The sequence below is a fragment of the Roseospira marina genome (assembly GCF_014197855.1).
In the GTDB taxonomy this organism is placed as follows: Bacteria; Pseudomonadota; Alphaproteobacteria; order Rhodospirillales; family Rhodospirillaceae; genus Rhodospira; species Rhodospira marina.
Genome location: NZ_JACIGJ010000004.1, coordinates 93907 through 117617, shown reverse-complemented (window position 1 = coordinate 117617; position 23711 = coordinate 93907). Strand labels below are relative to the sequence as shown.

Below are 23711 nucleotides of genomic sequence, written 5' to 3'. Positions count from 1 at the left end.
AACTTTCGGATGAGTTGTAAGTTTCAAGCAGATTGACGTAAAATCCGTAGCTTAGAGGGGGGAAAGGTCTCCGCTTCGTTGTACAGCCACGCCACGCGCGATTGTTCTTTTATAGAAACAATCGCGCGCTAGACATCTGTACGCTACGGAAGGCATGTCAAATGTTACTGGAACCGATGGAGTCCGATTTGGACACCTTCCTTGGAAGGCTGGCCGACGCGGACACCGCCCGCCACGCCTTGAGGGAAGGTGTGGCCTATTTCAGCCGGGTCGGCCTGACCGGGCTGATTATCGTATCCGCCTCCGCCGTCCGCGACCGACGCGGCGAGTCCGAGAGCGTTGGATCGCCCGTGGCGTTGGCGGAGGCGCATCCCGCCGTCGTCCAGGCCTGCATCGACGGGGCGGGCCCCAACATGGATCCCGTTCTGCGCCACATGGCCAAGCAGTTGGGGCCGCTGGCGATCGCCGTCTGCGGCGGTTCGACCGCGTGTTCCGAGGAGACCCCGGCCGGCGTCATGGCGGCCGCCGCCAAGGCCGGCTACCAGGGCCTGCTGGCGGTGCCGGTCCGGCCCGGGTCCGCACCCTGCGCCGCCGGCGTGATTCTCCTCTCGACGCTGGAGCCCGAGGCGTTCGACGTTCTGATGAAGCAACGCGCCCTGCATCTCGCGTACGCCGCCGTTGTGGTTCACGTGCGCGCGCATCAGCTGCTTGGGACGGAAGCCGCGCAGGGCCTGTCGCTGACGAACCGGGAGCGCGAGGTCCTCAGCCTGAGCGCCCTGGGCATGACCACGCGCGAAGTCGGAAGCGCGCTCGGCATTTCCGTCTCCGGCGTCAACTTCCACATCGCCAACGCCGCCCGGAAACTGGGCGCGCACAACCGCACCCACGCCACCAGTCTGGCCATCGACGCCGGCCTGATCGCCGTATGAGATCGGACCGCCCGGCGAGCCGAGACCGCCGTGCGCCGGGCGATCGGTCGTGTGTGGTGAAAAGGGGGGTGAACGGCCGGGCTCACCCGCCTGGCGCCACGGGCACGATCATCCCGAAACCGCGTCGAGGCCCATAAGGGCCAGCAAGGCGCCGCCGGCGCGTCCCGGCGGGCGATGCCGATGCAGCACCACATGGTAGGCCCGATCCGGTAGCCGGAGTGGCAGGGCCTGCAAAAGGCCCGCTTCCAGACTGGGCGCCACAACCGAGGCCGACAGAGCCGTCGCCCCCAGGCCGGCCTCGACCGCGGCCCGAACCGCTTCGTTGCTCGGCAGTTCCAGAGCGACCTGAAGCTGGGCCGTCGGCACGCCCAGCCCCGCGAGGGCCGTCTCCAGGGCGGCGCGTGTCCCCGACCCCGGTTCGCGCAACACCCACGCCCCCGACGCCAAGGTCGCCGCATCCAGCGATTCCCGGCCGCACCACTCATGCTCCGGCCCCACCACCGCCACCAGCCGGTCCCGCGCCACAAGCCGGCGTTCCAGGGTCTCGGCGGCGACCGCCCCTTCCACGAACCCCACGTCGGCTCGTCCGCTGTCGACCGCGTCCGCCACCTGCGCCGTGTTCCCGATACTCAGGCGCACCATCACGCCCGGCCAGACGCGGCGGAACGCCACCAGATGCCGGGGCAGCCAACTGCCGGCGATGGTCTGGCTGGCATGCACGGCCAGCGTCCCCCGGGCCAGGGTGCCGAACTCGTTCAGTGTGCGTTCGGCGCGGTCGGCCTGGGTCAGCACAAGACGGGCCTGGTCGAGGAAGGCGCGCCCGGCCTCGGTCAGCACAATGCGCCGGCCCACGCGGTCGAACAAGCGCGTGCCATGCCGGGCTTCCAGCGCGGCGATGGCGTGGCTGGCCGCCGACTGCGCCACGTTCAAGGCCCGCGCGGCCTGCGTGAGGTGCTGCCGTTCGGCGACGGCGACGAAGAGGCGAAGCTGATCCAGGGTCATGACAGCGTTGAGGTTGCAACCGTTCTCTCAGCACGAACGATATCATGAATTCGTTGTATTAGTCTGATGAATTGCGCCCCCGTACAGTCGGCCTCGCCCCTGCCATTCCGGGCCGGAACGCGCTGCCGCGCCGCGGCGCACGCCGGCCCACCACAAGGACGTCGGCTCATGCCTACCGTTTCGCTCCGCACCGTCGTGCGCACGTTCACCCCGAACTGGTTCACGGTCACGATGGGGACCGGGGTCCTGGCCCTCTGCCTGGCGCAGGTCCCATTGAACAGCCCGCTGCTCCACGCCATCGCGGTCACCTTGTGGCTCCTCAACATTGGCCTGTTCACGGTGATCACCGCCCTGTACGCGGCGCATTGGCTGCTCTTCCCGGCGGAGGCGCGCCGCGTGTTCGATCACCCGGTGATGTCGATGTTCTTCGGCGCCATCCCGATGGGCTTGACCACCATCGTAAACGGAACGCTGGCCTTCGGCCCCGAGGTTCTGGGCGATCCCGCCACCGCTGTCCGCATCGCCACCGGCCTGTGGTGGATCAACGCGGCCCTGGCACTGCTGTGCGGGCTGGTGATCCCGTATTTCATGTTCACCCGCCAGGACCACCGGTTCGACCGCATGACGGCCGTCTGGCTGCTGCCCATCGTCGCGTCCGAGGTCGCCGCCGCCAGCGCCGGCCTGCTGGTGCCGCATCTGCCGCCGGATCAGGCCTACACGGTGTTGCTGTTGGGGTACGTGCTGTGGGCCTGCTCGGTCCCCCTGGCGCTGAGCCTCCTGGTGCTGCTGTTCCTGCGCTTGGTGCTGCACAGCCTGCCGGAGCGGGAGATGGGGGTGACCGGCTGGCTGGCCCTGGGACCGATCGGCACGGGCGCCCTTGGCCTCCTGGTGCTGGGCGATGACGCCCCGGCCGTGTTCGCCGCCCAGGGGCTTGCAGGCGTCGGCGCGGTGGCGTACGGCCTGGGCATCATCGGCGGCGTGGTCCTGTGGGGCTATGGCCTGTGGTGGCTGGCCCTGGCCGCCGTCAAGACCCTGCGGTATGCGCGAGAGGGCCTGCCGTTCAATCTGGGCTGGTGGGGGTTCACCTTCCCGCTTGGAGTCTACACCCTGGCCACGCTGGCTCTGGGGCGCATGACCCACCTCCCCCTGTTCACCCTGTGCGGAGGGCTGCTGGTCGTCTGTCTGGCGCTGTTCTGGATGCTGGTGGCGAGCAACACCGCCGCCAGCCTATGGCGCGGCCGCCTGTTCCCGGCCCCGGCTCCGGTCCCCGAGGCGGCCCCCTTGCCGCTTTCGTCAGCCTCGCCGCTGTCCAACTCGCTCTGCGACGCCGCGCGCCCGCCAGTCGGCTTTTGAGTCAGGCTCTAAGGCCGCGGTCGCGGTGATGTGGTTCGGGGTCGTTTTGGTCTCCTTTCGGTCAGCGGGTTTCATAAGCCTCTGATTTCGTAAGCCTCTGGTTAGGACCGGTGTTCAGGGTCTGGACGGCGGTGATGGGCCGTGTGCTTGTGAAGAGGCGGCCCCAGGCATCGCGGCTATCGCCGGCACGGTGTGTCGGACCACGATGCGGGACGTGAGGGATCTGGTTGAACATCGACAAAGCTGAGGTGAAGGCAGGACCGCCCCGGCGGGACCCGGCGCTGCCGTATGGATCGCCAAGAACAACCATATCGTGATAAATTATTCCTTTAATCTCCATACGAATCCTGCTATAAGGCAGAAAGTAGGACATTAAAATTTTTTCGAGAGACGTACGGCAGAACACATCAAAAGCCGCCACCGGTCGCCGCCGCGGCTCCGGACCAATCGGGACATGGGAGGGACGACCATGGCACCCCTGCCTCGCACCCACGACCCGAGGCGCCGTCGCTTCCTGGCCGGTAGCGCGGCGCTCGCAGCCGGTGGCCTGTTCACACGCGCGGCCGCGGCCGAGCGTACCCCACCGAACCTGCCGCAGATCCGCCAAACAAACGACGACATCGATTGGGCCGCCGTTCGGTCCCAGTTCATTCTTCCGCCCGACATGGTCTACATGAACTCTGGATCGGAAGGGTCCATGCCGGGTTTTGTTCTCAACAACTTAGCGCAATACAGCACTCAGTGGGCTAAGAACCCAAGTTATTCCTACTTCTCGGACCCAGAACTCGGTCAATACCAGACCGTCAATCGCGAGCGGGTGGCGCGGTTTCTTGGCACGCAGGCCGACAATATCTGCCTGACCAACAACACCACCATGGGCTTGGCCATGGCCACCCTGGGGATCAATCTGGAGTCGGGCGACGAGATCCTGACCACGAACCAAGAACACTATTCCCTGCTGTCGCCGCTGGACGTGCTCGCGCGCCGTTGGGGCGTTCAGATCCGCGAACTGGCCATTCCCATCCCGCCGTCATCCCCGGAGCAGATCATCGAAATCTTCGAGTCCGCGATCACAGCCAAAACGAAAGCCGTGTGTTTCTCTCACGTCACGTGGACCAACGGGCTGCGGATGCCGGTGGCGGCCATTTGCGCCATCATGCGGGATCGCGGCGAGATCACGACCATCATCGACGGCGCCCAGGCCCCCGGTGCGGTTGCCTTGAACCTCCCGGAATTGGCCTGCGACTACTACGCTGGCCCCGGTCACAAGTGGCTGAGCGGCCCTCCGGGAACCGGCTTCCTTTTTGCCCGTAACGCGGCAAGCGTCCCGGTGGACCTGTGGCCGATCCTGTCCGAGGACGCGCTGGTCATGGACCAGTACCCGATCACCACCGTGCTCCAGATCCGGGGCTGCAACAACACGCCCAGCTTCGAGGCCATGTGCGATGTGATGGATTTCGAGGGAGCCATCGGGCAGGACGCCATTGCCCAGCGCCTCGCCACCCTGAACCGTCGCGTCAAGACCATGGCCGTGTCCCGATGGGGGGAGGCCTGTCTCTTTACGTCGCTCGACCCGGCCCTGAGCGCGGGCATCGCGGCGTTCGTCCCGTCGGCCGATCCGGCCAAACGTCATGATCAGAGCTTCGTATCCGGCGTCGTGACCGCACTTCAAGACCGGGGAATATGGGCCCGCATGACCCAGTTCCCGGATCCCGCAGCACCGGCCGAAGCGACGACCTACACGCTCCGCGTGTCGACCAATATCTTCAATGACTCTCAGGATATCGACGTGCTTTTCGCGGCGCTGGACACCATCACAAGCGGTTGAGACGGCTAGGCGATCGCCGGCAGACGGACTAGCCATGCGCCGAGACACATCCGGAGGCTGTTTTTATGGCAACACAAAAATCTAGAGACGAGCCCGACTCTCCGAGACCAGACTCCGCCCCGGGCGCCGATGACGCGAAGGGTGCCCCCAAGGACGAAACCACCGAGACCACCGAGACCACGACGGACGTCACCAAGGAGGAAAGAAAGATGGGTCCCCAGTCTGCTTGTGCCCCCGCCGCCGCGTGTGCTCCCGCAACGGCGTGTGCCCCCGCCACCGCCTGTGCGCCGGCCATGACCGCCTGTGCCCCCGCCACCGCCTGCGCGCCGGCCATGACCGCCAGTGCCCCCGCCACCGCCTGTGCGCCGGCCATGACCGCCTGTGCCCCCGCCACCGCCTGCGCGCCGGCCATGACCGCCTGTGCCCCCGCCACCGCCTGCGCGCCGGCCATGACCGCCTGTGCCCCCGCCACCGCCTGCGCGCCGGTCACCGACTGGACCCGGCGCGGACTCTAAGTCTGCCGCACGGGTTTGACCGGGAGGGTGGGACCATCGGCCCCCCACCCTCTCACTCTCTCATCCGCGAACCGAGACGGACGCTATGGCCATCGACGACTACCGAATCCTGTGGTTGGAAGACGACCAGTGCGTCTTATTCAACAGCCTGTATCGCCGTGTGTCCGAGCGCGTTCCACGGATTGTCGGCACAGTTGCAACGTTGGCACAGACCGGCGTGCCCCTCTCCACGGCCATTCAGACGGCCGGCGTTGAGCCATCGTTGCGGGACCGCGTCCGCGACCTGATTCTGTATGTCGCCGGCCCCGAAGGAGAGGCGGTGCGCCCTTCAATTGATCCTTATCAATTCCACAATGTTCTCGTCCTGTGCCCCGCCTCCAACTGCAATCTCGGCTGCCTGTATTGTTCTGGCACATCAGGGACCGATCCGTCGCTTCGTATGAGTGCGGAGGTAGCCCATGATGCGGTTGAGTTCTATTTCGACAACGTGATGGCGGCTGATCTGTACACGCTGCAATTTCACGGCGCTGGCGAACCGATGATCAACTTCCCTGTGGTTCGCCAGTCGGTCGAGCACGCTCGCCGGAAGGCCACCGAACGCGGTGCCAAACTCTGGTGTCGGCTCTCCACCAACGGGGTCTATTCCGAGGCCCGCGCCCAATGGATCGCGGACAACTTTGACCACGTCAGCCTGTCGCTCGACGGCCCGCCGGACATTCACAATCGACACCGTCCGACTCAAGGCGGTGGAGAGACCCATGAAACCGTGCTGCGCACGCTGCGCGTGTTTCAGCGCAGCGGCGTCCTGAAACGCATGAACACGGTGATTACCCCGTACAGCCTGGAACGCATGGTCGACACGGTCGATTATCTGGGGCGTTTGGGTGGCATTCCGGAAGTGCGTTTGCTGCCCATGGCCTACTGCGGTCGCTGTGAAATCACCGGTCTCGACCGCCTCGACACGCGGCGCTACGACGCCCTGTTCGATCAGGCGGTCGAGCGGGCCGCCCACTACGGCATGAAGATCATCAACCTTGTTCAGGAGGTGGACTACTACACCCACCACTATTGCGGCGCCTGCGGCTTCAACATGGTCGTGGCCCCGAATGGGACCCTGTCGACCTGCGTCGAGGTGCTGAACGAAAGCAATGCCGGACACGAGGAACTGATCTTCGGACGCTACGACAGCGATCAGCGCCGGTTCGATGTCGATTGGTCGATGATCGACCGGTTGCGCGGCCGAACCAGCACTATCGCCGAAGAGTGTCGGATCTGCGCCTTTCGCACCAACTGCGCCGGAAACTGTCTGGTGCGCGCCGCCCGCAATACCGGAACCGTCTACTTGGCCGACCCGGAAACCTGCGAGCTGACCAAGTCCGCGTTGACGCGCGCCATTGTCGAGTTGGCCGACGGGTCCGTCTCCAATCTCATGTATCGTGTCTCCAGGGCACCTCAACCGTATGCATGAGGCTCACATGGAGGCACTCAGCTTTCAGGACATGGTCGAACGGACGAGAGAGTCCGTCGAGGCTTTTCGCAAGGTCGAGACGCGTCCCTGGACCATCGAAACCACGATAATCGAGCTGTCCAAACAGGTCGGTGATTTGGCGAAACGGGTCTTGATGTACGAACGGTACTATCTACCGGATCGGGATCGCCACCCCGCCTATCACACGACCCTCGACAACATCGCCAATGAGCTTGCCGATGTTCTGTACTGCCTGATCCGGGTTGCGTTGCACTACGGGATCGACCTGGAGGTGGCATACGTCACAGCGCGTCAGGACGAGTTGGGCTACGCCGCCCAAAGCGCCGTCATCGACGCGCCAGCCGCCAAGGCGACCGAACGGCGTGCCCCGCCGGAACGGGACGATTACAACCCGGTGCTGGACGAGCACTATGTCTGGATGTATGGCGGCGAAGACAAGAACATAGAAGCGTATGAGGCGTTTTTCCGTCGTCATCATCTCGCCCCGGAGCGCACCGGCAAGGCGCTGGATCTCGGGTGCGGCAGTGGGTTCCAGAGCCTGGCCATGGCCCGCTTGGGCTTTCAGGTCCTGGGCGTGGATATCAGCCCGGTGCTGTTGCGGGCGTTGGAGCAGCATCGTGGCGACCTGCCGGTGTCGGTCGCCCAGGGCGACATCCGCGATCCCGCTGTTTACGACCGGGCCGGCCCGTTCGATGTCGCCGTCTGCATGACCGATACCATTCTCTGCCTGGGCGGCGAGGACGAGATCTGGCAACTGCTGGCCAACGTCGGCAAGGCATTGGTTCCCGGCGGGCGCCTGTTCGTGTCGTTTCGCGACTTCAAGAAGGCGGCAACGGGGTCCAAGAGGGTGTTCCCCGTGCGCTCCGACGCCAACCGAATCTGGACCACTCTGATCGAATTCCTGCCGCGCACCGTGCGGGTCAACGACATGCTGTACCTGAACGAAGGGGGGGCATGGCAGCTTTACGCCGGCACTTATGCGAAGTCCCGCCTGAGCCCGGAGCGGTTCCTGGAGATGCTGGGGCAGACGGGGTTCGTGTCAGACCCCCCGTTCGTCGACGGGCCCCTGACCTACTGTATCGCGCGGAGGCACTGAGACACCTTTAGGGAGGAGGCACGGCCATGCGGTGTATGTCAGTCGCGACGGACCCGCCGCTCGATGTCGCGACTATCGTCGCCGCGGCGCCCCTGATCCGAGGAAAAAGCAAGGAAATCTGGCGTCTCGGCGATCACAGATGCCTTGTTCGCCTGATCCCCAGTCTCTCAAGTTTCACCTACGATCGCCACGACCTGTTCGCCGGAACCGAGGTTCTCCGCCTCGATTTCTTCGAGATGGCGGCCCGCCGCCTTCAGCAGGCCGGCGTTCCCGTCGCGTTCGAGGACCGGGTCGGCCCGGACCTCTACATCGCCGACTACTGTCCAGGTCCGCCGTTCGAGGTCATCGTCAAGAACGTCGCCACGGGATCGACCACGCGGAAATACCCAGACCTGTTTCGCGAGGGTCACCGCTTCGCCCACCCGGTCGTCAAATTCGACTATCGCGTGGATCCGGAGGATCAACCCATCGCCGAAGACTATGTGCGCGAGGCCGGCTGCGATGCCGCCGCGATGAAGGCCCTGGCGCTGGAAACCAACAGGGTGTTGCGGGCCTGGCTGGCGCCCCGGGATTTGCATGACTTCTGTCTGATTTTTGGGACCGATCGGCACGGTCGGCTGGGTGTCGTCTCGGAAATCTCCCCCGACGCCATGCGGCTCAAGGGGCCGGATGGCGGCTCCCTCGACAAGGACCTGTTCCGCCGTGGCGGATCCCGCGAGGACATCCTCACGGTCTGGACACGCTTGGTTCGGGAGTTGCGCGCCGCATGACGCGAACGCTGATGATTACCGGCGCCAACCGGGGTTTGGGCCATGCCATCGCCGCGCGGTTCGTGACCGAAGGGTGGCGCGTCGCCATGCTCAACCGCACGCCCGGCGGTCCTGGCACCGCCCTTGATATCCGCTGCGATCTGCGTGATCCCGCGCAACTCGCCGACGCATTCCACCGGGCCCTGGAACACTTGGGGCGCCTGGACGTGTGCGTGGCCAACGCGGCGGTACGAACCTTCGACAGCGTCACGCACATGACCGCCGAAGCCTGGGATGACGCCGTGGCCGTCAATCTGTCCGGGGCGTTCCGGCTGGCTCAGTTGGCAATCCCCGTCCTACGGGACTCGAACGGTCATTTGGTCTTTGTCGGCAGTCAGGCGGCCACTCATCCGTTCGAGGGGGGCGGCGCCTATTGCGCAACGAAGGCGGCGCTGAAAGCCCTGCACGAGGTCATCGTGCTCGAGAACGGCGAGTCCGGCATGCGCTGCAGCCTGCTTTCGGCCGGCGCCATTCGCAACCGGCCCATGGCAAACGACGGCTGGAAGATCCGGCCGGATCATGTGGCTCAGGTCCTGTGGGACATCGTCGGCCTCGAAGCCGGAGCCTTCGTCGGAGAGGTCGAGGTCCGTCCGACACGGCCGCTGCCCGCGCCGGTCACCGGGATCGCGCGGCTGCAGACGCTGTGACGTCCTACCAACCGAACATGTCGGGCTGGTTGCAGGCCTTACGGGACCGGGGATTGCGGGCCCCGTTCGCCGTGCCAGTGGAAAACCGGTTGGCGGAGATCCGCCACCTCGTCGCCAGCGGGCTGCCGACCTACCGATTTCACGTCGTCCCTCTCCACGATTTCCAGACCGACGCGACCGGCATGGCCGCGTTGTTCGCGCGGTACGGTGACGCTGTCGTGGTCCGAGCGGTCCCCGGTGACCGTCATGGACAGCGCCTGACCCGCATCGGCGCCCGCTATGACACCTGCCGCGCCGCCTTCGCGGATCTCGAACCGTCATACTCGGTCATCGTCAACGAATACGATCCGGCGCGCTATTGCGGCATCGCCGTGACCGTAGATTCGGGTTTGCTGATCGAGATGGTCGCCGAGGCCAATCTGGAGGGTCTCGCGCATGGCCGCGCGATCCCCTGGCACGCCCGCTTTGCCGGCTATGCCCCTGGAAGCTCCCCCCTCCTGCGCAGCCCCCCCGGAACACCCGAAGCTGTCCGAGCCCGCATGTGGCGGGCGGTCCTCGCCTTGAGCGTTCGGAACGCCGATGACGGCGCCCTGCCCCACTTTGTCCCGCGGACCGGATATTTCGAGTTCGTGTTTTCGGCGCGGACCGACAGCCTGCGCTTCATCGACTGCCGTGAGTGATCGGCGAGGAACCGCACGGTCCGGGAGCGGCCCGGGTCGGATACCGTCGGCGCACGCAGGTCACATGCCGTTTTGGCGCACTCTGCTCTAGGCTTGGCAGAGTGCCCTATTGTTTGGTTTCGCCCTGTGGAGAGAGCCCCGTTCTGGGGCGCCCCCCTTCAAAACGATTCAACCATGCCTCTGAAAACGCCTTTCGGTTGAATCCGGGGGGGCGCGTCGTAAAGATAACATCGTCATAAACGGCGCGAACCGGTCTCAGAAGACGGTTGGCCGCTGCGTAGGCGGAGGGCACAACGCCACGGTCCAGATCCCCAAGTTGCGGCACGTCGCCAGCCTGCAGAATACCGCCCCCATCATAGGGGGTCCAAAGCAGGCCCGTGTCGGACGCTGCGGCTGCGGCGGTGAGGGCGTCATCCCCACCCAAGCGCTGGACCAACGCATGTCCCAGAACGGTTAGCCAATTGATGCCCTTGATCCCGTCCGCCAGTTTGGGCGCGTGGTCTATGGGTTGATCGACCTCCAGGCCGGGAAATCGCTCGGCGAGCCCCAAGATATACCGCTCGGCCCCCCGCGCGACGGCATAGTCCGGGTTGCGAAGAATTCCCAACCCAGCGTAGCCGTTGATGGGCTTCAGGATGCGGCAGACGTCCAGCACAAGGCGTTGCAGGGCGCCCGGCGCATGGTCCTGAACCCACTGAAACGACGTAGAAAAGGTCAGGTACCCGATTTTGACTCGTGGTCGATAGGGCGGCGCAAAGCAGGCCAGCGCGAACTGCGCCGCATCGTCCGGTCGATCGGCACCGTGCATCTGTATCCAGGGTTCATCGAAGCGGTGCGCCCCCGCGAACAGCTCTGCATGGGACGGCGGGATCCACCCTTCGGTTGACACGATGCGCGCCTTGGTCTCGCCGACCGGCTCCACCCGCCATTTGTAGTGGTCGGAAAAAATTGACAAAATATGGTCAACGGCTGTGCCAAGGCGTTGGCGAACGTCGACGTCATGCGGGTGTGAGATGTAGAGCGTTGCCATCACGCCAAGGCGTGCCGCGATCTCGCCATCGTCGCCAACAATTTTAAGGGCGTCGAGATCGGCCAGAGATTGGATGTCCGGAGTTGTCATTACGGTATTGCTCCTACAGCCGGGGTGGCGGACGCGCTGCGGGGCGGACACAAAAACGCGCCCGCCTTGGATCGGGCGGACGCGCTTCTGTACGTCTCAAAGGAACGCTTTTAGACGCTGTAGTACATCTGGTACTCGACCGGGTGCGGGGTGTGCTCGAACGCGTACACCTCTTCCCACTTCAGCTCCAGATAACCGTCGATCATGTCGTCGGTCATCACGTCGCCCTTCTTGAGGAACTCGCGGTCGGCGTCCAGGGCCTCCAGGGCTTCACGCAGGCTGCCGCACACGGTCGGCACGCCGGCCAGCTCTTCGGCCGGCAGGTCGTACAGGTTCTTGTCCATCGGGTCGCCCGGATGGATCTTGTTCTCGATGCCGTCCAGGCCGGCCATCATCATGGCGGAGAAGGCCAGGTACGGGTTGGCGCCCGGATCCGGGAAGCGGACCTCGACGCGCTTGCCCTTCGGGCTCGACACGTACGGGATACGGCAGGAGGCGGAGCGGTTGCGCGCCGAGTAGGCCAGCAGCACCGGGGCCTCGAAGCCGGGGATCAGGCGCTTGTAGCTGTTGGTCAGCGGGTTGGTGAACGCGTTGATGGCGCGCGCGTGCTTGATGATGCCGCCGATGTAGTACAGGGCGGTGTCGGACAGGTCCGCATAGCCCGAACCGGCGAACAGCGGCTTGCCGTCCTTCCAGATCGACTGGTGGGTGTGCATGCCCGAGCCGTTGTCGCCCATGACCGGCTTCGGCATGAAGGTCGCGGTCTTTCCGTAGGCAGCGGCCACCTGATGCACGACGTACTTGTAGATCTGCATCGCGTCGGCCGACTGGATCAGCGTGCCGAACTTAATGCCCAGCTCATGCTGCGACGGCGCCACCTCGTGGTGGTGCTTCTCCATGTCGAGACCCATCTCGCACATGACGGTGACCATCTCGGCGCGCAGATCCTGCCCGCTGTCGACCGGGGGCACCGGGAAGTAACCGCCCTTGACCGCCGGACGGTGACCGAAGTTACCCTCGGGCAGATTCTTGCCGTTCACGTACGGGCCTTCCTCCGAGTCGATCTCGAAGGAAATCTTGTTCATGTTGACTTCGTACTTCACGTCGTCGAACACGAAGAATTCGGCTTCCGGACCGAAGAACGCGGTGTCGCCGATGCCGGCCGACTGCATATAGGCCAAGGCCTTCTTGGCGATCGAGCGAGGATCGCGCTCATACGGCTGGCCGGTCGACGGCTCCAGAATGTCGCAGAACAGCACCAGGAGGGGCTGGGCGGCGAACGGATCCATGACGGCGGTGGCCAGATCCGGCTTCAGGATCATGTCGGACTCGTTGATGGCCTTCCAGCCGGCGATCGAGGAGCCGTCGAACATGATGCCCTCGGTCAGCGACTCTTCGTCGATCGTGGACACATGCTGGGCGGTGTGCTGCCACTTGCCCTTGGGGTCGGTGAACCGGAAATCGACGTATTTGACGTCGTTTTCCTTGATCATTTCCATAATGGTGCTGACGTCAGACATGACGGTGTGTTCCCTTGTCCTTGGCTAACCTACGAAGCCTCTCTGAAGGAGACCCGGCCGAAGAGGTCCCGGACGCATATTCCGTCCGGGCCGCGCGCTGTCTCCCGGAGCGGTAGGACCGCTGAACGGGGGCTCGCTTCGTGCTTCCCTTCGACTAGAAACCGCGTCGCGCGATCGGTCCGCGGCGTTCCCCACCTCCCGCGCCATCCGTTTAGATGGCGTCGGTACCCCGCTCGCCGGTGCGGATCCGAATGACCTCCTCCACCGGCGTAATGAAAATCTTGCCATCGCCGATACGGCCCGTCTGGGCCGCCTGCTGGATGGCCTCGACGGCGCGATCCACGAGCGCATCGTCCAGAACCACCTCGATTTTGACCTTGGGCAGGAAATCGACCACGTATTCGGCCCCACGATAGAGCTCGGTGTGTCCTTTCTGCCGACCGAACCCTTTGGCCTCGGTCACCGTAATGCCTTGCAGCCCGATTTCGTGAAGGCCTTCCTTCACTTCGTCCAGCTTGAACGGCTTGATGATCGCCTCAATCTTTTTCATGGGATCCGATCTCTCCGCCCGGAATGACAGCGGCCCGATCCCATGGACGTGCCGTCCGGCAACGGGCCTTACGCCTGAACGCGGCGCCGCAGGCGATGGCAGCCGGGCGGCGTTCCGTATCCGCTCGTGTATCACGCGGCGTGCCAACTGCCCAGCACCCAAGCGGAGGGGCCCATTTCCACACTTTTTTGCGGGATCTGGTCCCGACGGACCGGCGGACCTTGCCCAACGATCCATCAGGATGCCTACAATTTCGGCACGCTTTTCGCGCGCCACGCGGTCGACCGGTTGACCCCGCACGCAAACTCCTGTTGGGTCGTCCCCGCGCGACTGGGCGGGCGCGCGCTTTGGGCGGACCCGGCCTGCCGGCCCCCGCCGACTCGAGTCCCCAACCGCCCCTATGCGGAGCCCCGCCGGTGAAAGCCGCCAACGCTGTCCTGTCGTCTTACGGCACCACCATCTTTACCGTCATGTCCAAGCTGGCGCAGGAGCACGGCGCCGTGAACCTCGGCCAGGGCTTCCCGGAAGGGCTGGAGCCTCCGGCCGTACTGCGCGCCGCCGCTGAGGCCGCCGAGGGCGGACCGCACCAGTATCCGCCGATGATGGGCATTCCCGCCCTGCGACAGGCGATCGCGGCGCACGACCGGCATTTCTACAGCCTGGACCTGGATCCGGAAACCGAGGTGATGGTGACCTCGGGCGCGACGGAGGCGCTGGCGGACGCGCTGTTCGGCCTGATCGAACCGGGCGACGAGGTGGTGCTGATCGAGCCCCTGTACGACAGCTATCTGCCGATCGTGCGGCGCGCCGGGGGCATCCCGCGCACGGTGCGGATCGAGCCGCCGGACTGGACGCTGCCGCGCGAGGCGCTGGCGGCGGCGTTCTCCGACCGCACCAAGGCGATCATCCTGAACAGCCCGACCAACCCGTCGGGCACGGTGTTCGACACTGACGAGTTGGCGTTCATCGCCGATCTGGTCCAGCGCCACGACACCTACGCCATCTGTGACGAGGTCTACGAGCACCTCGTGTTCGATGGCCGCCGTCACGTGCCCCTGATGACCCTGCCGGGCATGCGGGACCGCTGTGTGCGCATCGGCTCCGCCGGCAAGACGTTTTCCCTGACGAGCTGGAAAGTCGGCTACATCGTCGCCGCGCCCGCTCTGCTGACTCCCATCGCCAAGACCCACCAGTTCCTGACGTTCACAACGCCGACCTGCCTGCAAACGGCGGTGGCGTTCGGTTTGGGGCAGGATCCGGCCGTCCTGGACCAGCTTGCCGTGGACATGGCGGCACGCCGCGACCGCCTGGCAACGGGCCTGCGGGGGATCGGGTTCCCAGTGATGGACTGCGCCGGGACGTACTTTCTGACCGTCGACATCCGGGGGGTGGGCTTCACGGGCACGGACGAGGAATTCTGTCGCCACATCACGGTGGAGGCCGGGGTGACGGCGGTGCCGGTCTCGGCGTTCTATCAGGACCGTGCGGCCGCCCCGCCGCACTACGCCCGCTTCTGCTTCGCCAAGCTGGACAGCGCCCTCGACGAGGCGGTGCGGCGCCTGGGCCAGCATTTCGGGACCGTTTAGACCCCTGTGAGTCCGATCGTTACGGGCGGCCTGCTCCGTCTTGTGCGTCCAGAAGTTTTTGCAGCAGCGCGGACAACTGCGCCCGGTCCGCCTCCTCCAACCCCGCGACGACGGCCTGTTGGGTGGCGACGTGCGCATCAACCGCCCGCTCGATCAAGGCGCACCCTTGGTCCGTGAGCGCGACAAGGGTGCCGCGTTTGTCGGCGGGATTCGGCCGGCGTTCGACCAACCCCGCCGTTTCCAGCCGGTCGATCCGGTTTGTCATGCTCCCGGAGGAGATCATGGCCGCCTCGTACAGCGCGGTAGGGGACAGCGCATAGGGCGCACCGCCACGCCGCAACGTGGCCAGGACATCGAATTCCCCCGGATGCAAACCGAACGTAGCCAACGCGGGATGGATGTGATCCCGCGCAATCACCTGCGCGGCCTCCGCCAAACGCCCCAGCAAGACCATCGGCGCTGTATCCAGGTCCGGCCGTTCCCGGGCCCACTGCTCGGCCGCCCGTCGCGCTCGATCCATCGCCCGCTCCTATCTTGACGTCAAGATATTAAATCTCTACGTCAAGATATATTCGAAACACCGGTGCCCAGCAAGCGCCGGCGAAAGGAGCGCACCATGTCCACACTCTCCGGCCGGGTTCTCTTTACGGTCGCCATCCTCCTCGTCGGCCTCAATCTGCGACCGACGATGGCGGCGATCGGGCCCATGCTCGACGCCATCCAACGCGACACCGGCCTGACCGACGCCGGCGCCAGCCTGCTGACCACACTGCCCATCACGCTGATGGGGGTCTGCCTCCTCGCCACGGGAAAGGTGAAGGCCCTTCTCGGCGAACGGCAGGGGATTGCCCTCGGCCTCGGGCTGATCCTGCTGAGCAACGTGCTGCGCTGGGATATGCCAAGCGCCACGCTATTGCTCGTCACCGCCACCCTCGGCGGTATCGGCATTGCGATCGTTCAGGCCCTGCTGCCCATCGTCATCCGGCACCGCGCCGGCCCCCGCACCGCCGCCGTGATGGCCCTGTATACGACCGGGATCATGGGCGGCGCCTTCCTGTCGGGGACGGCGAGCCCCTGGATCGCGGGTGCATCCAGTTGGTCGACGGCGCTGGGCGTCTGGGCGATCCCGGCCCTCATGGGCGGCCTCGTCTGGTGGGCTGCGACGACCGCCGCGGACAGCAACACCGGCGCGGCGCCGCGTCGGCCCGTTTCGCGTCAGCCCCGCGCCTGGCTGCTGATGGCGTTCTTCGGCCTTGGAACCGGCGCGTACACGCTGGTCCTGGCGTGGCTGCCGCCGTTCTACACGGCACTCGGGTGGTCCGCCGAGGCGGCGGGCCTGATGCTCGGCTTGGTCACGCTGGCCGAAGTGGTCGCGGGACTCGGTATCTCCTTTTGGGTGAACCGCACCGTGGATCGCCGCCCGGCCCTCTGCACCGCCATCGGCTTCCTGCTCGTCGGCATCCTGGGCTTCATCGTTGTCCCGCTCCCCCTCGCCTGGCCGTCGGCGATCCTAACCGGCCTGGGCATCGGCGCCCTGTTCCCGCTGGGACTCATCGTGGCCATGGATCATGGAGAGAGTGCGAACGATGCCGGCGCCATCGCCGGATTCGTGCAGGGCGGCGGCTACGTGGTCGCGGCGGTCCTCCCGCTGCTGGCCGGCGTGTTGCGTCAGACCCTGTCCGATCTCACCCCGGCCTGGGGCCTGATGGCGGGACTGTGCCTCGTGATGGGGCTGATCGCGATCCGCCTGCGTCCCGGCCATCGCATCACGTTCTCCGCCTGACGGCGCGGCGTTTCGAGAAGGGAGATCAGGCTGTAGGATCGCCCTCCCTGATCGCCTCCCCTCGCCTGCATGAGAGAGCCGTGACCGCGCCCCAACCCGATCCCCCCCCTGATCCGCCGGCCCCACGTCGGACCGTCGACCCGGTCAACATCGGCTGCAACGTGCTGTTCGGCCTGCTGCTGCTGATCCCCGCCGGAGCGCTGCTGGCCGCGGGGCTGATGGCGGTGGCGAGCCTGCCGCTGATGGTGGCCCTCTTCCCCACCGCGATCACGCTGGGCAGCCTGGCGCTGTTGGTGCTGTACATCCGACACAGACGCGCCCGCCGCGGGCGGAACCCGGGCGGGCGCTGATCGATCGGACGACGTCGAACGGACCGTCTGCCTCTCTTACTCCGCGGCGGCGGTCGGGGCGCTCTGCGCGTCCTCTTTCACCTTCTGGGTGGAGCGGTCGCCCCCGGTGCTCCCCGCCGCGTTCAGCCGGCGGACCCGGTTGACGGCGGACAGAATGGCGTTAAGCGACGCCTGCACGATGTTGGCGTGGCGCCCGACCCCGAACATGGGCGCGTGCCCTTCGGCCTTCATCTCAACGTAGGCATAGGCCTGCGCGCTGGCGCCGACCCCGAGGGCGTGTTCGGAGTAGTTCACCACCTCAAGCCCCATGCCCAGGTGATTCCGCAAGCCGTCCACGAACGCATCCAGCGGCCCATTGCCGCGCCCGCTGACGCGGCACTCCTCGCCGTTCACCACCAGCGTGGCGTCCAGAACGCGGACGTCGCTGGCGTGGGTGTCCGGCACGGTGCGATACTCCTTCAACGCCAGATCGCCCGGGTTTTGGGCCAGATACTCACCCTGGAAGATATCCCAAAGCTGCTTGGCCGTGACCTCGCCCTCGCTTTCGTCCGTGATGTGCTGGACGACGCCGGAGAACTCGACCTGAAGCGGGCGCGGCATCTGAAGCGCATGGTCGCGCTCCAGGATATGGGCCACACCGCCCTTGCCGGACTGGCTGTTGATGCGGATGACGGCCTCGTACGACCGACCGACGTCGGTCGGATCAATGGGCAGGTACGGCACCTCCCACACCCCGCTGTTGGACTGGCGGAGCGCCCGGAGGCCTTTGTTGATCGCGTCCTGGTGCGAGCCGGAGAAGGCCGTGAACACCAACTCCCCGGCGTAGGGGTGGCGCGGATGGATCGGCAGGCGTGTGCAGTACTCGGCCATGGTCACGAGCTCGGGCATGTTGGAGCAGTCGAGCCCCGGATGGATGCCCTGGGTGAACATGTTCATCGCCAGCGTGACCACGTCCACGTTGCCGGTGCGCTCGCCGTTGCCGAACAGCGTACCCTCGACCCGGTCCGCGCCGGCCATGAGCGCGAGTTCCGTCGCCGCCACGCCCGTGCCCCGGTCGTTGTGCGGATGGACGGAGATGATGAGGCTGTCGCGGTTCTTCACGTTGCGGCAGAACCACTCGATCTGGTCGGCGTAGACGTTCGGCGTCGCCATTTCCACCGTGCTGGGGAGATTGACGATCAGCCGCTTCTCCGGGGTCGGCTGGTAGACGTCCATCACCGCCTCGACGATCTCGACCGCGAAATCGAGTTCGGTCCCGGTGAAGCTCTCCGGCGAGTACTGGTAGACGATCTCGGTGTCGGTCTCGTCGGCGAGCGTGTGGATCAACTCCGCACCCTGGCGCGCGATGTCGATGATGCCGGGCCGGTCCATGCCGAACACCACGCGACGCTGCAACGTCGAGGTGGAGTTGTAGACGTGCACGATGGCCCGCTTGCAGCCCTTCAACGCCTCGAACGTGCGCCGGATCAGCGGCTCGCGCGCCTGCACGAGCACCTGAAGGGTCACGTCCTCCGGCACCATGTCGTGCTCGATGAGGTAGCGGGCGAAGTCGAAATCGGTCTGCGAGGCGGCCGGAAAGCCCACCTCGATCTCCTTGAAGCCCATCGCGACCAAGGCCTTGTACATGCGAGCCTTACGCTCGATGCCCATGGGCTCGACCAGCGCCTGGTTGCCGTCGCGCAGATCGACCGACGCCCAGATCGGCGCCTCGGTGATCGACGCCGACGGCCAACGGCGGTCGGGGAGGTCGATGGGCTGGAACGGTTTATATTTCACGGTGGGGTCGACACGCATGGTCCTGTCTCCGGTCGTCGTGGCGCGACTATGGGGCGCGCTGTAGGAGGGGCGCCGATCGCGGCGCGAATTGGTCTCAGTCTACATAAGGGGCGCGGTGGCCGCGATACGGTCGCCGGCGGGCCACGCGCGGGGTGGCCGGCGACCGACGGTTAGTCGCAGCGTCAGCGGGGCATTCAAACGACCCAACACGGTCGGGATGCATGGGGAGGGAGTCATGAGACGGAACCTTGCGGGACGGTACGGCTCTGGAAGGAAGAGCCACGGGCGCGGTGCGCACGGGCTCGGTATCGCTAGCGGGTTAGAGCCAGCGACAGGTCCAGGCGTAGGGCCAGCGTCTTGCGGGGCAAGGTGGTCATCATGGGTCTTACGATGCGCAAGGCACCCGGACCCGTCAAGCCGAAAATGCCGGGCCCCGATGCCGGACACCGACGCGGGGCGCGCGCGGCACTCGCGCAAAGGACGCCGGAGTCGCGCCGCGTTCGCGGCCCAAGCCGCCACCCCTCGCGGCCGAACGATGCACCATCCGGCCTCGGTCGCGCCGTAACGCCGCCGTCAATCGTCAATTCCAGGACAACGCCCCTACCCACCCTTGCACCCGCACCCCGCCCGGGGCCATAGTCGCGCGCCGAGCCGGCCGCCGTGGTCCGAGGACGGGCGCCGGCTGCCCTGTTCGTCCCGCCGTTCAAGGAAAGCCACTCGCCCATGACCGTCCGTTCGTTCTCCGCACCCCGCCTTGCCCCGTCCACGCCCCTCGTTCGGGGAGGGTGCTGACCATGGCTTTGGCATTCCCCTTCTCGGCCATCGTCGGCCAGGATGAGATGAAGATGGCGCTGCTGATCGCGGCGGTCGATCAGGGTGTGGGCGGCGTGATGGTCTTCGGCGATCGCGGCACCGGCAAGTCCACCGCCGTGCGCGCGCTGGCCGCCCTGCTGCCCCCCATGCAGCGTATTGCGGGGTGCCGCTACAACAGCGACCCGGTGCGGGACGAGGCGTTCCACCGCACGCTGAACAATCTGGCCGAAGACACCCCGCTTGAGGTGGAAGAGGCGCCCGTGCCCGTCGTGGACCTGCCCCTCGGCGCCACCGAGGACCGCGTGGTCGGCGCGCTCGATCTGGAACGCGCCCTGACACAGGGTGAAAAGGCGTTCGAGCCCGGCCTGCTGGCGCGCGCCCATCGCGGCTTCCTGTACATCGACGAGGTCAACCTGCTGGAAGACCACCTTGTGGACCTGCTGCTCGACGTCGCCGCCTCCGGCGAGAACGTCGTGGAGCGCGAGGGCCTGAGCGTGCGCCACCCCGCCAAGTTCGTGCTGGTCGGCTCCGGCAACCCGGAAGAAGGCGAACTGCGCCCACAGCTTCTGGACCGCTTCGGGCTGGCCGTCGAAGTCACCACGCCGAAGGAACTGCAAACCCGCGTCGAGGTCGTGAAGCGCCGCGATGCGTTCGAGCGTGACCCCAAGGCCTTCCTTAGCACCTGGAACGAGCGCGAAGCCGGCGAGGCCCAGCGCATCCGCGAGGCCCGCGCCCGCGTCCAGGACGTCGAAGTACCCGAGTCCGTGTTGAACACCGTCGCCAAGCTGTGCCTGACCCTGGGCACCGACGGCCTGCGCGGCGAGCTGACCGTGATCCGCGCCGCCCGGTCGCTGGCCGCGCTGGAGGGCGATGTGGAGGTCGACGAGAGCCACGTCCGCAAGGTCGCCACCATGGCGCTGCGCCACCGCCTGCGCCGCGACCCGCTGGACGAATCCGGCTCCACCGTGCGTGTCGAACGCGCGGTCGCGGAGGTGCTGGGCGAGGTCGCCTGATATGGAAATCCTGGGCTCCTTCGCACCCGACCCGGCCGGTCTCGGCCCGGCGCCGCAGGCGGCGGACCGAGAGGACGCCGGCCCGGTGTCCGACCCCTGGACCGACGCCGCCCTGGTGGCGGCGCTGGTTGCGGTCGATCCGGCCGGCCTGGGCGGTGCCCTGCTGAAGGCCTTGCCCGGCCCGGCCCGCGACGCCTGGCTGGACATGCTCCGCACCCTTTTGCCCGAGGGCACGCCGTTGCGCCGCGTGCCCCTGCACGTGACGGACGAGCGCCTGCTGGGCGGCCTGGATCTGGCCGCGACCCTGCACGCTGGCCGGCCGGTGGCCGAGAAAGGGCTGCTGGTGGAGGCCGACGGCGGCGTGATCGTGCTGGCCATGGCCGAGCGCCTGACGCCGGCCTTCGCCGCCAAGCTGGGCATGGCGGTGGACCATGGCGCCGTGCGGGTGGAGCGCGACGGCATCGCCGCGCTGACCCCGACGCGCTTTGGCGTGGTGGCGCTGGATGAATCGGTCGGGCCCGACGAGGGACCGCCGGAGGCGTTGCGCGACCGCCTGGCGTTCCATATGGAGCTGGAGGGTCTGCGTGAGCGCGACATCGGCGAGCCTCTGCACGAGCCCGAGGAAATCGTGGCCGCGCGCGACCAACTGGCCCGCGTCACCATCGAGGACCGGGCGTTGGAGGCCCTGTGCGGGGCCGCCCTGGCCATGGGCGTCGTGTCGTTGCGCGCGCCCCTGTTCGCGCTGCGCGTGGCCCGGGCCGCCGCCGCGCTCGATCGCCGCGACACGGTGGAGCAGGACGACCTGACGCTGGCCGCCCGGCTGGTGCTGGCGCCGCGGGCCACCCGCATCCCCGAAATGCCGCCGCCGCCTCCCCCCGAGGAGGACCAAGAGGAGGAGGAGCCGCCGCCCCCGCCGGACGAGGGCGAGGACGAACGCCAGCAGGACGACGACGACAAGCCGCTTGAGGACCAGATCGTCGATGCCGCGCAGGCCGCCATTCCCGCCAATCTGCTCGCCCGCCTGATGGCGGCGGCGGGGCGCAAACGGCGCACCGGCATTCTCGGGCGCTCCGGCGAGCAGCGTAAGGCGCTCACCCGGGGCCGGCCGATCGGCTCCCGCCGGGGCGACCCGCGTGCCGGGGCCCGTCTGGCGCTGATCGACACCCTGCGCTCGGCCGCGCCCTGGCAGCCACTGCGTCGTGCCGAGATGGCCCAATGGGCCGAACACAGGGGCGATGACCGCCCGCTGCCGCGTGTGCTGGTGCGCAAGGACGACTTCCGCATCACCCGCTTCAAGAAGCGGTCGCAGGCCACGATCATCTTCGTGGTGGATGCGTCGGGCTCGTCGGCCATCGCCCGCCTGGGTGAAGCGAAGGGTGCCATCGAGCTGTTGCTGGCGGACTGCTACGCCCGCCGCGACCAGGTCGCCCTGGTGGCCTTCCGGGGCAAGGGCGCGGAGGCCCTACTGCCGCCGACGCGCTCCCTGGCGCGGGCCAAGAAGCGGCTGGCCGGGTTCCCGGGCGGGGGTGGCACACCGCTCGCCGCCGGCATTGAGGCCGCGCACATGATGGCGGAGGTCTGTCGCACCCGGGGCGAGACGCCCTCGGTCGTGATTCTGACCGACGGCCGCGCCAACGTGACGCTCGAGGGCATCGGCGGCCGCGCCAAGGCCGAGGAAGACGCCAAGGCCGCTGCGGAGGGGCTGCGCGCCATGGGGGTTTCGACCCTGCTGGTGGACACGTCGCTGCGGCCGGCCGCGAAGGCACAGGCGCTGGCCGACAGCATGGGGGCGACCTACATGCCCCTGCCCCGGGCGGACGCGCGGGCGCTGTCCGTGGCCGCGCGCAGCGCCGCCCAGACGGCGGACGCCTAGGGGCGATGGCGAAGCGGGAGCGGCGGGGCATGGTTTTCCGGGCACATCGACCGGACTGGGACACGGTGGGCCACGACTGGCCCAACCGGGAGCACAGCCGGTTCCTTCTCGCGCATGGCTTCCGTTGGCATGTCCAGGTGGCGGGCCAGGGGCCGGTGCTGCTGCTGCTGCACGGCACAGGGGCCTCGACCCACTCTTTCCGTGACCTGCTGCCGCGCCTGGCCGAGCGGTTCACGGTGATCGTGCCCGACCTGCCCGGCCACGGCTTCACCGCCAACCCGCCGGCCAGTTCCTTCACCCTGCCCGGCATGGGCCGGTCGGTCGCCGCATTGCTGCGGGAGTTGAAGGTCAAGCCCGCTCTGGCCGTGGGCCATTCGGCGGGCGCGGCGATCCTGATCCGCATGGCGCTGGACCGGCACATTCACCCCAAGGCGATCATCAGCCTCAACGGCGCGTTGCTGCCGTTCAAGGGCTCGTCCGGGCACTGGTGGTCCGGCCTCGCCAAACTGCTGCTGATGAACCCCCTTGTGCCCCGCCTGTTCGCCTGGAGCGCCGTGGACCAGAGCCGGGTCGAGACGCTGATCCGCGACACCGGGTCGGAGATCGACGCGCGCGGGCTGGAGCTGTACGGCCGCCTGTTCAAGGAACCGGCGCATGTGGGCGGCGCGCTGGCCATGATGGCCAACTGGGACCTTCGGGCGCTGCGCGACTTGGTCGCGCGCCTCGACATGCCGCTGGATCTGGTGGTGGGCGAGCGCGACGCCACCGTGAAACCGGCCGACGCCGAGATGATCGCGGCGCGCGCGCCCAACGCCCATGTGCGCATGCTGCCCGGCCTGGGGCATCTGGCGCACGAGGAACGGCCGGACGTGCTGGCCACGCTGATCGTGGACCTCGCCCAAGCGCATGGGGTGCTGACGGGCTGACATCACAGCGAGTCGGCAGGCCCATATCCTCCCGGCGTTCAGCATGTCTGGTC

20 protein-coding genes and 1 pseudogene are annotated in these 23711 nt (G+C 67.0%); 15 read left to right on the top strand and 6 right to left on the bottom strand.

What is annotated here, in order from left to right:
• Window positions 1-161: 161 nt before the first annotated feature.
• A complete protein-coding gene (locus GGD82_RS21380; protein WP_281292732.1) occupies window positions 162-929 on the top strand; it encodes a response regulator transcription factor in 768 nt (255 codons plus the stop codon).
• A gap of 108 nt (window positions 930-1037) precedes the next feature.
• On the opposite strand, the gene GGD82_RS06880 is transcribed toward GGD82_RS21380, so the two are convergent.
• Window positions 1038-1931, bottom strand: a complete 894-nt coding sequence (locus tag GGD82_RS06880; RefSeq protein WP_150062045.1) for a LysR family transcriptional regulator — start codon at window positions 1929-1931, stop codon at window positions 1038-1040.
• Between the two features lie 168 nt (window positions 1932-2099).
• Here GGD82_RS06880 and GGD82_RS06875 point away from each other — a divergent pair, with 168 nt between their 5' ends.
• The 8 genes from GGD82_RS06875 to GGD82_RS06840 all read left to right on the top strand — a co-directional run bounded on the left by GGD82_RS06875 (window position 2100) and on the right by GGD82_RS06840 (window position 10348).
• Window positions 2100-3284 (top strand): TDT family transporter, encoded by a 1185-nt coding sequence (locus tag GGD82_RS06875; protein ID WP_150062044.1) that lies wholly within the window; start codon window positions 2100-2102, stop codon window positions 3282-3284.
• 469 nt (window positions 3285-3753) lie between these two features.
• The gene (locus GGD82_RS06870) at window positions 3754-5112 is read left to right on the top strand and encodes an aminotransferase class V-fold PLP-dependent enzyme (protein WP_170284250.1); all 1359 of its coding nucleotides are present in this window, start codon (window positions 3754-3756) and stop codon (window positions 5110-5112) included.
• A gap of 293 nt (window positions 5113-5405) precedes the next feature.
• Complete coding sequence (locus GGD82_RS06865; RefSeq protein WP_184013245.1) at window positions 5406-5627, top strand: hypothetical protein; 222 nt, start codon at window positions 5406-5408, stop codon at window positions 5625-5627.
• A gap of 85 nt (window positions 5628-5712) precedes the next feature.
• On the top strand, window positions 5713-7095 hold the full coding sequence (locus tag GGD82_RS06860; protein WP_150063151.1) for a radical SAM/SPASM domain-containing protein: 1383 nt from the start codon (window positions 5713-5715) through the stop codon (window positions 7093-7095).
• Window positions 7096-7102: 7 nt separating this feature from the next.
• Window positions 7103-8212, top strand: coding sequence for a methyltransferase domain-containing protein (locus tag GGD82_RS06855; RefSeq protein WP_170284360.1), 1110 nt, complete (start codon window positions 7103-7105; stop codon window positions 8210-8212).
• Between the two features lie 26 nt (window positions 8213-8238).
• Entirely contained in the window at window positions 8239-8982 is a 744-nt protein-coding gene (locus GGD82_RS06850; RefSeq protein ID WP_211364796.1) for a phosphoribosylaminoimidazolesuccinocarboxamide synthase, read from the top strand.
• Window positions 8979-9668 (top strand): SDR family oxidoreductase, encoded by a 690-nt coding sequence (locus GGD82_RS06845; RefSeq protein ID WP_150063149.1) that lies wholly within the window; start codon window positions 8979-8981, stop codon window positions 9666-9668. Before GGD82_RS06850 ends, GGD82_RS06845 begins: the two co-directional genes overlap by 4 nt.
• 53 nt (window positions 9669-9721) lie before the next feature.
• Entirely contained in the window at window positions 9722-10348 is a 627-nt protein-coding gene (locus tag GGD82_RS06840; RefSeq protein WP_150063148.1) for a hypothetical protein, read from the top strand.
• Window positions 10349-10454: 106 nt separating this feature from the next.
• Here GGD82_RS06840 and GGD82_RS06835 read toward each other — a convergent pair whose 3' ends face one another.
• The 3 genes from GGD82_RS06835 to GGD82_RS06825 form a co-directional block, all read right to left on the bottom strand.
• On the bottom strand, window positions 10455-11468 hold the full coding sequence (locus GGD82_RS06835; protein WP_150063147.1) for a type VI immunity family protein: 1014 nt from the start codon (window positions 11466-11468) through the stop codon (window positions 10455-10457).
• Between the two features lie 110 nt (window positions 11469-11578).
• The gene (glnA, locus tag GGD82_RS06830; RefSeq protein ID WP_150063146.1) at window positions 11579-12988 is read right to left on the bottom strand and encodes a type I glutamate--ammonia ligase; all 1410 of its coding nucleotides are present in this window, start codon (window positions 12986-12988) and stop codon (window positions 11579-11581) included.
• Window positions 12989-13199: 211 nt separating this feature from the next.
• The gene (locus GGD82_RS06825) at window positions 13200-13538 is read right to left on the bottom strand and encodes a P-II family nitrogen regulator (RefSeq protein ID WP_150063145.1); all 339 of its coding nucleotides are present in this window, start codon (window positions 13536-13538) and stop codon (window positions 13200-13202) included.
• Between the two features lie 416 nt (window positions 13539-13954).
• Here GGD82_RS06825 and GGD82_RS06820 point away from each other — a divergent pair, with 416 nt between their 5' ends.
• A complete protein-coding gene (locus GGD82_RS06820; RefSeq protein ID WP_150063144.1) occupies window positions 13955-15124 on the top strand; it encodes an aminotransferase in 1170 nt (389 codons plus the stop codon).
• A gap of 19 nt (window positions 15125-15143) precedes the next feature.
• On the opposite strand, the gene GGD82_RS06815 is transcribed toward GGD82_RS06820, so the two are convergent.
• Complete coding sequence (locus tag GGD82_RS06815) at window positions 15144-15644, bottom strand: MarR family winged helix-turn-helix transcriptional regulator (protein WP_150063143.1); 501 nt, start codon at window positions 15642-15644, stop codon at window positions 15144-15146.
• 96 nt (window positions 15645-15740) lie between these two features.
• Here GGD82_RS06815 and GGD82_RS06810 point away from each other — a divergent pair, with 96 nt between their 5' ends.
• Together GGD82_RS06810 and GGD82_RS06805 are read left to right on the top strand one after the other, a co-directional pair.
• Entirely contained in the window at window positions 15741-16907 is a 1167-nt protein-coding gene (locus tag GGD82_RS06810) for an MFS transporter (RefSeq protein ID WP_150063142.1), read from the top strand.
• 80 nt (window positions 16908-16987) lie between these two features.
• Window positions 16988-17257, top strand: a complete 270-nt coding sequence (locus tag GGD82_RS06805; protein WP_150063141.1) for a hypothetical protein — start codon at window positions 16988-16990, stop codon at window positions 17255-17257.
• A 132-nt stretch (window positions 17258-17389) separates the two neighbouring features.
• Here the strand turns inward: GGD82_RS06805 and leuA are convergent.
• Window positions 17390-19051 (bottom strand): annotated as a pseudogene (leuA, locus tag GGD82_RS06800) (2-isopropylmalate synthase); the annotation flags it as partial.
• A gap of 776 nt (window positions 19052-19827) precedes the next feature.
• On the opposite strand from leuA, the gene bchI reads away from it, so the two are divergent.
• The 3 genes from bchI to bchO are packed head-to-tail and all read left to right on the top strand — an operon-like array spanning window position 19828 to window position 23658.
• Window positions 19828-20859, top strand: coding sequence for a magnesium chelatase ATPase subunit I (bchI, locus tag GGD82_RS06795; RefSeq protein ID WP_150063139.1), 1032 nt, complete (start codon window positions 19828-19830; stop codon window positions 20857-20859).
• A gap of 1 nt (window position 20860) precedes the next feature.
• A complete protein-coding gene (locus GGD82_RS06790) occupies window positions 20861-22732 on the top strand; it encodes a magnesium chelatase subunit D (RefSeq protein WP_150063138.1) in 1872 nt (623 codons plus the stop codon).
• Between the two features lie 29 nt (window positions 22733-22761).
• A complete protein-coding gene (gene bchO, locus GGD82_RS06785; protein WP_150063137.1) occupies window positions 22762-23658 on the top strand; it encodes an alpha/beta fold hydrolase BchO in 897 nt (298 codons plus the stop codon).
• Window positions 23659-23711 lie beyond the last annotated feature (53 nt).